Below are 12619 nucleotides of genomic sequence, written 5' to 3' on the forward strand. Positions count from 1 at the left end.
CTCCAGACAATTGCAGACGTCCAGGCATGTTCAAGCTTCAGTCAGGCTTGTCAACACAGGACGCGGCAGGGTTCCGCCTGCCAACGGTTTCCTTTCCGGCCGATGACCGGTAGTACCTCCATAGGACAGGGGATCACGCATTCTTGCGGCGACGCAAAAGGTGTGAATTCCAAGCCCGTCCTATTTCAGACAATTGGATTGTGGCCCCTTTACGAGCGCTTCAGAACTTCATTCCAATTTTAGTTTTGTAACCTAGGTTGTCTTAATGCCGGCGCATGAAGAGCAGATGTCAGGGGGGACCGCGCCAGGGCGCGTGCTTCCGCGCACCCTGCTTTTGGCCATGATGTGCGCGACCGCGCTGGTTGCCGAATCACAGCCTGCGGCTGCTTTCGAGCTTTTCGGCATCAAGCTGTGGGGATCGTCCAACGACGAGGACGCCGACATCGTCGATCCGCTGCGCTATGCCGTGACCATCACGGCGCCCGATGCCGACAAGGACCTTATCAAGAAGCTTGAAAACGCCTCGGCGCTGAAAAGCGACGAGGACCGCCCGGTTTCGGGCTCGCTCGGGCTGATGGCCAAGGCGCGCAGCGACCGTGAACAGCTGGTCGCGGCCCTTTACGCCGATGCCCGTTACGAGGGCGTGGTCACCATCACCATCGACGGCAAGCCGATCGACGAATTGCCGCCGGACGCCGAATTCAAGGGGCCGCAGCCCATTCCGGTGGCGATCAATATCGCCGCCGGTCCCAAATTCACGCTTGGCACGATCAGGCTGGAAGGCGACGCGGCGGGGCTGATGAGCGCCGATTATGGCCTGATATCGGGTGGCGACGCCGGGTCCGGCGCGGTGCTCAAGGCCGAGGCGCTGATCGTGCGGACGCTGAAGGAGCAGGGCAGGCCGTTGGCCAAGGTGACCGATCGGCAGATCGTCGCCGACCATGCCACCTCGACGCTCGACGTGACGTTGACGGTCGCCGCCGGGCCGGTCGCCGGCTATGGCGCAACCACGGTGGAAGGCACCGAGAAGGTCGACCGCGACTTCACCGAGTACATGACGGGCTTGAAGCGCGGCAAGCAGTACTCACCGCAGGAGATCAGCGACGCGCGTGACAGGCTGCTGGCGCTGGAGGTCTTCAACAGCGTGACGTTCAAGGAAGCCGACAAGCTCGACGCCGACGGCAACATTCCGATCGGCGTCCAGGTCAGCGAACGCAAGCCGCGCTATTTCGGGCTGGGCGGCACCTTCTCGAATACCGAAGGCCTTGGTCTGGAAGGTTATTGGGGGCACCGCAATCTGTTTGGTCACGCGGAAAAGCTGCGCATCGACGGCGCCATCAGCGGTATCGGCAACAACAATCTGTCCGAGCTGAACTACAATGCCGGCATCATGTTCGAGAAACCCGGCGTGATCGGGCCGGCATCGAAGTTCTTTGCCAGTGTGAAGACCGTGCTCGAGCATCCGGACGCGTACGACCATTTCTCGGTGAAGGGCAGCACCGGCCTGTCTTACGAACTGGACAAGAAGCAGACCGTGTCGGCCGAAGTGGCGCTCGACTATTCCAGGATCACGGATGCCTTCGGCAAGCACACCTATCTGATCGCCAGCATTCCGCTGCAATATGTCTACGACAACAGGGACAGCAGGCTGAACCCGACCAGCGGCTTCCGGGTGCTGGCCTATGCCGAGCCGAGCTACGACATTATGAGTGGTGCTGCCTTCCTCAAGCTGAAGGGCGAGGGATCGGCCTATCAGTCGCTGGATACGGCCTCGAAATTCGTGCTGGCCGAGCGCGTCGCCGCCGGCTCGATCGTCGGCACCGGGCTGGAGAACGTTCCGGCCGACCGGCGTTTCTACTCCGGCGGTGGCGGTTCGGTGCGCGGCTATGCCTATCAGGGCATCGGCCCCAAGGACTTCACCGGCCAGCCGATCGGCGGCCTGTCCTTCTTCGAGACCTCGGTCGAGATGCGTATCGCCGTCACCGACACGATCGGCATCGTGCCGTTCCTCGATGCCGGCACGGTGTCGACCAGGTCGGTTCCCAATTTCTCCGACGTCAAGGTCGGTGCCGGCGTCGGCCTGCGCTACGTGACGCCGTTCGGCCCGCTGCGCATCGATGCCGCCGTGCCGCTCAACCGCGATCCCAGCGATCCGCATTTCGGTATCTATGCCGGCATCGGACAGGCATTCTGACGATGAAAACGGTCTGGCGCATCCTTCGCATTGTCCTCTACACGCTGCTGATCGTCGTCGCGGGCGCGATCGGCGCGTTGGTCGTGCTGACCAAGACCGAGCGCGGACGCGACAATCTCGCCGGCATCATTTCGCGGCTGGCCTCCAACGACGACCGCAAGGTCACCGTCAGCGGCATTGACGGCATCTGGTCGGGCGCGCTCAGCGTCGATCATGTCGTGTTGGAAGACCGGCAGGGCGCCTGGCTGGTGGCGCGCAAGGTGGCCGTCGACTGGTCGCCGCTTTCGCTTTTGTCGAAAAACTTCTCCGCCGACCGCATCGCGGCCGAGCGCATCGAACTGGCACGCCTGCCGGTGGCCGGCACGCACCCGCCGGCGCCGAGTGGCGGCGCGACGACGCTGCCGGTTTCCATCGACATCAGAGAGATCGACCTGCCGGAAATCGCCCTTGGCCAGCAGCTGGCCGGCAGCGGCATCGCCGAACTCGCCGCCAAGGGAATGCTCAAGGCCGATGCCGCGCCGCTGGCGGTTGAGACGACGCTCAACGTCACCCGCCACGACGGCAAGCAAGGCAATGTCGACGCCAAGATCCACTTTGCGCCGGCCGATAACAGGCTCGACCTCGACCTCAAGGCTTCGGAGCCGGCAGGTGGTATCATCGCCAATCTGCTCAAGCTGCCCGACACGCCGCCGGTCGACATAGCCGTCTCCGGCACGGGACCGCTTGCCAACTGGAACGGCATCGCCACATTCATCGTCGACGGCAAGATCGTCACGCAGCTGACGGGCCGTCATCAACTCACCGACAAGGGCAATCACGTCGAGGCCAAGGGCGACGGCGCGTTCGCGCCTTTCCTGCCGGAAAATCTGCGGCCGCTGTTTGCCGGCAAAACCAGCTTCGACGTCGCCGGCACCGCCACGACAGCTGGCGGCATCAGTGTCGACCGGGCCAGCATCGAAAGCGATGCCATACATGGCACCGCGACCGGCATTGCCGACCCGGCCGGCGCCAGCGATCTGTCGGTTGAAATTGCCGCCAAAGGCGCACCTGTGCCGATCACCGTGGGCAATGCAGCACAGCCGATCACGGTGGTTATCCGGAACATCACCGCCCGCGCCTTTGGCGACGGCAAGGCGCCGATCATCGACATCGGTGCCTCGCTGGTTTCGGTGGTGGCGGGCGGCACCCAGCTCAACGATCTTGCGGCGCAGATCCATTCCGACGGCTTCGATATCCAGAGCCGCGCCGGGCCGTTTGCCGTCAAGCTGACGGCGGGTGGCCTGAGGACCGACGTGGCGACGCTGGCGCCGCTGATCACCGGCAAGGTCGACGTCGACCTCGGGGGATCGCTGAGCAAGGACGCCATCACCATCGATCAGGGCACGCTGCGCTCCGATGCGCTCAACGCTTCGCTGACCATGACGGTGGCGCTCGCCGATCTGTCGATGCAGCTCAAGATGAATGCCGACGCCGTGTCGACCGCCTTGCCGCCGCAGATCAGCTCGGTGCTCGGCGAGCGGGTGAAATTCTCGGCCGCCGCGACGCGCGATCCGCAAGGGGCGTTCGCCGCCAATTCGATATCATTGACCTCCGGTTCGCTCAGCGCCAGCGGCACCGCCAGCGCGCAAGGCACCGATATCCAGGCCGACATCAAGGGCACGCTGGGCGATGTTTCGGTGCTGTCGCCGATGGTCGGCGTGCCGGTTGCCGGTGGCGTCGATTTCGCGCTGTCGGCAAGCGGCCCGCGCTCGGCTCCGGATTTCACCGTCTCGGCCGACAGCGACAGCCTGACGGCCTCGGGCCGGACGGTGAAGGCGATCAAGCTGACGGCAAGCGGCAAGGCCGACATAGCCAGCCCTTCGGCCAATGTCTCGCTGACCGGCGCGGTCAACGACCAGCCGCTCGACATCAAGGCGGCGCTGGTGACAAGCGAGGGCAAGCGCTCGATCAACGGGTTCCTGGTCTCGCTCGGCGACAACAAGGTTTCGGGTGACCTGGCGCTCGACGACAAGTTCATGCCGCTCGGCACGTTGACGCTGGCGGCACCGGCAATCGACCAGTTGGCGGCACTCGCCGGCCAGCAGGTGACGGGTGACATCAACGGCACCATCAACTTCGCCAAGGAGGGCGACGCGCCGTCCGTCACCATCGATGCCAAGAGCACCTCGATCGCGCGCGGCGAGGTGACGGCCAAGACGATCGCCGTCAACGCGCTGATCGCCAACTATCTCAAGGCGCCGGCGATTTCGGGCACCATCAAGGCCGACAGCGTCACCTCGGGCGCCACCGAAGTCAGCGGCATCGGCGTCGACCTGAAACGCGACGGAGACTGGACCAATTTCACTGGCGGCGCCACGATTGCAGGCATTCCGGCGACCGCGGCCGGCCGGGTGAAGATCGCCGAGAGCACCACTAGCGTCGAGATCGCCTCGGGCGAAGCGACGGTGCGCGGCATCAAGGCGGCAATCGCTGAACCCTCGACGCTGACCATCGCCAATGGCACGACCAGCATTGACAAGCTGGCGCTCGATATCGGCGGCGGTGCGGTGATGCTGTCTGGGACCGCCGGCCAGACGCTCGATCTTGCGGCGCAGTTTTCCGCGTTGCCGGCGGCTCTAGCCAATAATTTTTCGCCCGGCCTCGATGCCGTGGGTACGCTCGGTGGTACGGCGCAAGTGAAGGGAATGCCGGTTGCTCCGGAGGTTCGGTTCGATGCGCAGCTTGCCGGCGCCGAAACCAGCCAGACCCGCCAGGCCGGGCTCGGGCCACTCGCTGTCGATGCGGCCGGCAGCTATACCTCGGCTGGCGGAGTCGCCCTCGACCATGCGACGCTGACCGGTGACAAGATCTCCGGCACGGCTTCGGGTACCATCAATCCCAACGGCGCCAGCGATTTTGCGCTGGATCTCACCTCATCCGGCCCCAGCCTGCCGCTGACGGTCGGCAGTGCTGAGAGCCCGGTGAAGATCGAGGTCAAGTCCTTGTCGGCAAAGATGGCGGGTGAGAGCACGCAGGCCCGCCTGGATGTCCCCGCCATCCTGCCTTCAGTGACCACCAGCCCGGCCAAGGTGGAGGGGCTTGTCCTGGCACTGCACTCGGATGCGTTCGATCTCAGGAATCGCGCCGGAGCGGTTTCCGGCACGGTGTCGGTGGACAAGGTCGGTCTCGACAATGCCGCCATCGCCCCGCTGATCGCCGGCAAGGTGACGGCCGCGCTGAACGCCCGGCTGACGTCGGACGGCGTCGCCATCGACAGCGGCTCGCTCAAGAGCGATGCGCTCAACAGCCAGGTCGCCGGCCAGGTGTCCCTGCGCGATGGCGCCATCGACCTCAAGCTGAGCGCGGATGCCCCGTCATCGGCCTTGCCGGCGGCGGCGCGCGGCATGCTTGGCGAACGCGCTCAGATCAGCGCCACGCTGAAGCGCGATCCCAACGGCAGTATCAATGTCGATGGGCTGAAGCTGACCTCTGGCGCGCTGACCGCCGGCGGGCAAGCGAGCCTTGCCGACAACAAGCTGGCCGCCGACATCAAGGGCGCGCTGAGCGACATCTCGCTCTTGTCCAAGGACGCCAAGGGCGCCATTGCCTTTGCCCTGAATGCACAGGGGCCGGCCATGGCGCCTGACCTGTCGCTGACGGTCAACAGTGATCGGCTGCTGGTGGCGGAGCGCGAGATCACCGGACTGAAGCTCATCGCCACCGGCAAGGCGGATGCCGCCAACCCGGCGGCGAATGTGCAACTGACCGGCAATGTCGCGGGACAGGCCTTGCAAGGCAGCGCGGTGCTGGCGACGGCGGACGGCAAGAGCGCCATCAACGGCCTGCTGCTGTCGCTGGGCAAGAACAAGATCTCGGGCGATCTGGCGCTTGACGACAAATTCGTGCCTGAGGGCACCATCTCGCTCGACCTGCCCGATATCGGCCCGCTCGCCGCGCTGGCGCTGGAAAAGGCCGAAGGCGACGTGCGCGGTACGATCGCCTTCACCAAGAACGGTGCGGCACCACAGGTCGCCATCAAGGCGGCCACCGGTTCGATCACGCGCGGCGACTTGCAGGCGAAGGCGGTTTCCATCGACGCGCTGATCGCCAACTATCTCGCCGCACCGGTGATCTCGGGCAAGATCCGCGCCGACACTGTCACCTCGGGCGGCACCGTGATCAGCGGCATCGATGTCGATTTGAAGCGCGACGGCGACTGGACCGGCTTTTCCGGTGGCGCCACGGTCAAGGGCATTCCGGCCAAGGCGGCTGGCCGCGTGAAGGTGGCCAACGGCACCACCACCATCGAGCTCGCTTCCGGCCAGGCGACCGTCCAGGGCATCAAGGCGGCCATCGCCCAGGCCTCGACGGTCAGCATCGCCAACGGCACGACAACGCTGGACCGGCTGGTGCTCAACCTTGGCGGCGGCACGGCGACTGTCACCGGCAAGGTCGGGCAGGCGCTCGACATCAATGCGACGCTGGCAAAGGTGCCGATGTCGCTTGCCAACAGTTTCTCGCCTGGTCTCGATGCCGCCGGTTCGATTTCCGGCACGGTGAAGGTGACGGGCGCGCCGGCAAACCCTGCAGTTGCCTTCAACATAGACGCGGCCGGCGTGCAGACGTCGCAAACCCGCGGTGCCGGTGTCGGCGCGGTGAGCGTATCCTCCTCCGGCACCTTTGCCGGCAACAAGCTGACCTTCAACGCCAATGTCAGCGATGGAGGCGGCCTTGGCCTCAAGGGCGGCGGCACGGTGACGACGGCGGGCACGCCGGCGCTGGTGCTCGACTTCAACGGCGCCGTGCCATTCGGCCTGCTCAGCCAGAAGCTTGCCGCGCAGGGCTTGGCGCTGACGGGAACCGCCAATGTCAATGTCCAGGTGCGCGGTCCGGCGACATCGCCCGTCATCGGCGGCAGCGTCAACACTTCCGGTGCGCGGCTCGTCGATGCGCGCTCGGGGCTGGCCGTCAACGATCTCACGGCCGACGTCTCGATCGGCGGCGGCGTCGCCAGGATCAACCGGCTGACCGGAACCTTGTCGACGCGCGGCAGCCTGTCGGCCAGCGGCACGGTCGGCATCAACCCGGCGCAAGGTTTTCCGGCCGACCTCTCGATCAAGCTCACCGACGGGCGCTATACGGATGGACGCGTGGTGACCGCCAATCTCGGCGGCGACCTGACGATCAAGGGGCCGCTGACATCGGCACCGGTGGTTGCCGGCACCGTCAATCTCGCCAAGACCGTTATCACGGTTCCGGATAAATTGCCCGGCTCGCTTTCGGCGCTCGACGTCAAGCACAAGAACGCGCCCGGCGCGGTCAGGGCGCAGGACAAGGCGCTGCGTCCGGCGACGACATCAGGCAAGAGCGGCGGCAGCGGGCTTGCGCTCGACGTCACCGTCAACGCGCCGAACCAGATCTTCATCCAGGGCAGGGGTGTCGATGCCGAACTCGGCGGCTCGCTCAGGCTGACCGGCCCGGCCTCGTCGCCGCAGGCGGTCGGCACCTTCACCCTGCAGCGCGGCCGGCTGTCGATCCTCGGCAAGCGGCTGACCTTCACCGAAGGCACGGTCGGGTTCTCCGGCTCGCTGGTGCCCTACCTCAACCTGACCGCGACCACGACGACGACCAGCGCCACCGTCACCATCGTGGTGTCGGGCGAGGCGACCAATCCGAAATTCACCTTCTCCTCGGTGCCGGCACTGCCCGAGGACGAGGTGCTGGCGCAACTGATCTTTGGGCGGTCGATGTCGAACCTGTCACCGCTGCAGATCGCGCAACTGGCCGAAGCCGCCGCGCAGCTGGCCGGCGTTGGCGGATCGACCTCGCTGCTTGAAAACCTGCGCAGCGCCATCGGCGTCGACGATCTCGACGTGACCACGGACAGCCAGGGCGGCACGGCGGTCTCGGCCGGCAAGTATCTCAACGACCGCACCTATGTGACCATCCAGAAGGGCGACAAGCCGGGTTCGGGCAAGGCGACCATCGACCTCAATGTCGGGCGCGGCGTCAAATTGCGTGGCGAGGCGACGGACGCCGGCGAGGCCAAGGGCGGCATCTTCTACGAAAAGGAATATTGAGGGGCTGGCCCTCACCATGGCCGAGACTGGTGCTGTCGTAACTGGTGTAAATGTTTCAGTTTAATCGCCTTAAAGAGATTTAGGCGAAATCTGGGCGCACTAGCAAATTTGCGTCAAGACTGTCGTTATCACGCGAACCGCCCCCCTTCCAAAGTTGCACATTCGCTAACATGTTCCCATCCCACGCTGTCTTTGACATCATGGCCTGGATGCGGAATGTTAAAAGGCGGAAAGCCAACAATGGGAGTTAAGTCATGACGATCTACAAGAGTAATGGCGATCGCGTTCCGGATCACATCCTGGCCATGGCCGAAGAAGCCAAGGCAGGCAATGTGGACCGCCGCGAATTTCTCGCGATGGCCAGTGTTTTCGGCGCCTCGACGGCCATGGCCTACGGCCTGCTCGGCCTCGCCGATCCGACGCCGGCCAAGGCAGAGGACGTGAAGGGCAAGAAAGGCGGCACGCTGAAGGTCGCGCAATGGATCAAGGATCCGAAGGATCCGCGCAAGGCCGACTGGTCGGAAATCGCGGATGCCGAGCGCCAGGCGCTCGAGCCGCTGGTCAAGTACACCACCGAATACACGTTCCGTCCCTATCTCCTGGAAAGCTGGGACGTCAATGACGACGCCACCGAATACACGCTGCATGTGCGCAAGGGCGTCACCTGGAACAACGGCGATGCGTTCACCGCCGACGATGTCATCTTCAACCTGAAGCGCTGGGCCGACAAGAAAGCCGAAGGCAATTCCATGCCCGGCCGCCTCGGCTCGCTGGTCAAGGACGACAAGCTCGACGAAAGCGCAGTGACCAAGAAGGACGATCATACGGTCGTGCTGAAGCTCACCAAGCCCGACATCGCGCTCATCCCGAACATGTGCGACTATCCCGGTCTCATCGTCCACAAGAGCTTCGATGAGAAGGGCGGCGATTTCAAATCCTGCCCGATCGGCACCGGACCGTTCGAACTCGTCTCCTACGATGTCGGCCAGAAGGTGGTTTATAAGCGCCGTGCCGACGACAAGTGGTGGGACGGCGAGGTGTTCCTCGACGGTATCGAGTTCATCGACTACGGCACCGATCCGGCTGCCATGGTCAGTGCCTTCGAAGCCGGCGAAGTGCACACCAACTTCGAGACCTCGGCCGACTATGTGTCGATCCTCGATGGCATGAACCTGGTGAAGTCGGAAGTGGTGACCGCGGCGACCATCGTCTGCCGCACCAACATCAAGAACAAGCCCTACGACAACCAGAAGGTGCGTCAGGCGCTGCAGCTCGGTGTCGACAACGCCGTCGTTCTCCAGCTTGGCTACGGCAATGCCGGCACTGTCGCCGAGAACCACCATGTCTGCGCCATTCATCCGGAATATTTCGAACTGCCGAAGATCAAGCGCGATCCGGCCAAAGCGAAGGCACTGATGGCGGAAGCCGGCCAGGCGGACTTCGAGCACGAACTGATCACTGTCGATGAGGACTGGCACAAGAACACCGGCGACGCCATTGCCGCGCAATTGCGCGACGCTGGCATCAAGGTGAAGCGCACCGTGCTGCCAGGCTCGACGTTCTGGAACGACTGGACGAAGTATCCGCTGTCGATGACCAACTGGAACATGCGCCCGCTCGGCGTCCAGGTTCTGGCCATCGCCTACCGCACCGGCGAAGCCTGGAACGAGGCGGCCTGGTCGAATCCCGATTGGGATGCCAAGCTCAACGCCGCGCTTTCGGTGGCCGATGCCGCCAAGCGCAAGGAGATGATGAAGGATATCGAGCAGATCCTGCAGGATTCCGGCATCATCATCCAGCCGTACTGGCGCAAACTCTTCAGCCACTCGGTCAAGGCGGTGCAGAACTACAAGATGCATCCGACCTATGAGCACGACTACGGCAAGGTCTGGCTCGACGAGGCCTGATCCGGATCGAAGGGGGAAGGGGCGCCGCCCCTTTCCCCTCGTTCTCTTGCAGCGATCTGAAGCCACGAGTGTGCACTGCAAAAAAATTGCGGACTCCCCGGATAAGGTCATGCAATAAATCAGGCGCTGATTGCATCCGAGGGCCTGTCTGACAGCCAGCCCGCCGGCAACGGTGGACAAGGCGTTGGAGCCGGCTCAAACCCCAACCCCGTCGGCAGGGGGCCGCCATGCTTTCTTTCATTATCAGGCGTCTCGGCACCATGGCATTGACGATGCTGTGCCTGACGATGATCGTCTTCTTCCTGATCAACCTCGAGCCCAATCTGAAGAAGCTGGCGATCAGCCAGACCGAAATGCACACATCGGCCGAGCAGCTCGAGAGCTGGCTGGTCGAGCATGGCTACCGGCAGAATTTCTTTATCCGTTACGGCCAGTGGCTCGGCGTCCTGCCCAAGCAGCCGGTGACCGATCCGGCGACCGGCAAGCCGGCGCAGCGCTTCACCTTCTGCAACGATCCCGTGGTGCCGACTTTCGCCGGCGTCCTGGAAGGCGATTTCGGCTGCTCGACCAAATTCAAGGCGACGGTGGCCTCCAAGCTGTTTCCGGCACTTGGCGCGACCGGCATCCTGATGTTCTGGGTGCTGGCGGTCATGGTTCCGATCTCGCTCCTGATCGGCATCCTGGCCGGCATGCGCGAAGGTTCGCGAACCGACCGGGTGCTATCCGTCGCATCCATCGCCTCGACGGCGACGCCTGAATATGTGTCGGGCGTCATCTTCACCGTCATCTTCGCCTCATGGCTTGGCTGGCTGAACGGGTCGGCGGCGTCCGCCAGCCAAGGCATCACCTTCTACAACTTCACGCTGCCGGTGATGACGCTGGCGATCTACGGCATCGGCTATATCGCGCGCATGACGCGTGCCTCGATGGTCGAGGTCATGACGCAGCAATATATCCGCACCGCCCGCTTGAAGGGCCTCTCCTTCGGCAGTGTGGTGGTCAAGCATGCGTTGCGCAACGCGCTGATCGCGCCTTTCACTGTCATCATGCTGCAGTTCCCCTGGCTGCTCACCGGTGTCGTCATCGTCGAGGTGATGTTCCGCTACCAGGGCTTCGGCTACACGCTGGTCGAAGCTGCCGGCAACAACGACATCGACCTTTTGCTTGGCTGCTCGCTGGTCTCGGTGTTCATCGTCTTGATCACGCAGCTCATTTCCGATGTCGGCTACGCGTTTCTCAATCCGCGTATCAGGGTTCAGTAGGGGACGAAGCGGATGCAGGTCCAATATATCGGCGCCTTTACCATCATCCTCGAAGTGCTTTCGCGCTTCTGGCCGGTGTGGATCGCGCTCGTCATCGTCATGGGGGCGAGCTTCGCCTACAAGAAGAAGCTCGCGCTCTACGGCCAATTGTTCGACAGCGGCGTCGGCATAGCGGGTGTCTTCATCTGCCTGTTCTGGCTGTTCACGGCGATCTTCGCCTCGACCATCTCGCCTTTCGATCCGCTGGCGCAGATCCCCGCCATGAAGGACACGCTGCCCGGCGCCATCGAGCCGCAATCGGGGCTGGTCTATCTGTTCGGCGGCGACAAGCTGGCCCGCGACGTGTTTTCGCGCATGGTCTATGGCAGCCAGATCGTGCTGATCATCGCTCCGGCGGCGACCGGTTTCGCGCTCATGGTCGGCATCACGCTCGGCCTGCCGGCCGGCTATTACGGCGGCAAGATCGACACCGTGCTGTCGTTCCTGGCCAATCTCGTGCTGGCCTTCCCGGTTATCCTGTTGTTCTACCTCCTGGTGACGCCGGGGATCATGGACACGCCGATCCCCTACGCGCTGGCCGGCGTCTTCTTCCTGTTTCCGATCATTTTCTTCTGCGTGCTGTTCTGGACACGCTTCAAGAACCGGCCGGACCGGATCTACATCCTGCTCGGCCTGACGCTGATCATCGGCGGCTGGATCTACCTCGGCCTTGTCTTCGACAGGGACCCGCTGCACATCGTCCACATCGACCCCAACCAGTTGAACATCTTCGTGGCGGTGGTGTTCGCCTCCAGCCCCGGCGTGTTCCGCATCGTGCGCGGCCTGGTGATGGACATCAAGACGCGCGACTATGTGGCGGCGGCGCAGACGCGCGGTGAATCGCCCTGGTACATCATGCTGTGGGAGATCCTGCCCAATGCGCGCGGACCGCTGATCGTCGATGCCTGCCTGCGCATCGGCTACACGACGATCCTGCTCGGCACGCTCGGTTATTTCGGCCTCGGCCTGGCGCCGGAAAGCCCCGACTGGGGCACGGCGATCAAGGATGCCAGCCGGCTGCTGCGTTCCTTCATCCACCCGGCGCTGCCGCCCACGATCGCGCTGATGTCGTTCGTGCTGGGCTTGAACCTGCTCGCCGACTCGCTGCGCGAACAATCGATGAAAGACTGATTGACGGGCTCTGGCCCGCATCTGGTA

General features: G+C 63.9%; 5 protein-coding genes. All 5 read left to right on the forward strand.

The annotated features are described in order from the left end of the window. Window positions 1–265 precede the first annotated feature (265 nt). The 5 genes from JN279_RS18075 to JN279_RS18095 all read left to right on the forward strand — a co-directional run bounded on the left by JN279_RS18075 (window position 266) and on the right by JN279_RS18095 (window position 12592). Window positions 266–2194, forward strand: a complete 1929-nt coding sequence (locus tag JN279_RS18075) for an autotransporter assembly complex protein TamA (protein ID WP_096447598.1) — start codon at window positions 266–268, stop codon at window positions 2192–2194. Window positions 2195–2196: 2 nt separating this feature from the next. Beyond that, the gene (locus JN279_RS18080; protein ID WP_202353533.1) at window positions 2197–8253 is read left to right on the forward strand and encodes a translocation/assembly module TamB domain-containing protein; all 6057 of its coding nucleotides are present in this window, start codon (window positions 2197–2199) and stop codon (window positions 8251–8253) included. Window positions 8254–8507: 254 nt separating this feature from the next. After that, window positions 8508–10160: an ABC transporter substrate-binding protein gene (locus JN279_RS18085; protein WP_096447594.1), complete on the forward strand. Its 1653-nt coding sequence runs from the start codon at window positions 8508–8510 to the stop codon at window positions 10158–10160. Window positions 10161–10387: 227 nt separating this feature from the next. Beyond that, window positions 10388–11422, forward strand: coding sequence for an ABC transporter permease (locus JN279_RS18090; protein ID WP_096447592.1), 1035 nt, complete (start codon window positions 10388–10390; stop codon window positions 11420–11422). Window positions 11423–11434: 12 nt separating this feature from the next. Next, window positions 11435–12592 (forward strand): ABC transporter permease, encoded by a 1158-nt coding sequence (locus tag JN279_RS18095; protein ID WP_096447590.1) that lies wholly within the window; start codon window positions 11435–11437, stop codon window positions 12590–12592. Window positions 12593–12619 lie beyond the last annotated feature (27 nt).

The sequence above is a fragment of the Mesorhizobium sp. 113-1-2 genome (genome assembly GCF_016756475.1).
Classification (GTDB): Bacteria; Pseudomonadota; Alphaproteobacteria; order Rhizobiales; family Rhizobiaceae; genus Mesorhizobium; species Mesorhizobium loti_C.

What these genes read in the sequence shown, in the direction of transcription:
- JN279_RS18075 (WP_096447598.1), top strand. Translation starts at nt 266, where the DNA reads ATGCCGGCGCATGAAGAGCAGATGTCAGGGGGGACCGCGCCAGGGCGC.
- JN279_RS18080 (WP_202353533.1), top strand. Translation starts at nt 2,197, where the DNA reads ATGAAAACGGTCTGGCGCATCCTTCGCATTGTCCTCTACACGCTGCTG.
- JN279_RS18085 (WP_096447594.1), top strand. Translation starts at nt 8,508, where the DNA reads ATGACGATCTACAAGAGTAATGGCGATCGCGTTCCGGATCACATCCTG.
- JN279_RS18090 (WP_096447592.1), top strand. Translation starts at nt 10,388, where the DNA reads ATGCTTTCTTTCATTATCAGGCGTCTCGGCACCATGGCATTGACGATG.
- JN279_RS18095 (WP_096447590.1), top strand. Translation starts at nt 11,435, where the DNA reads ATGCAGGTCCAATATATCGGCGCCTTTACCATCATCCTCGAAGTGCTT.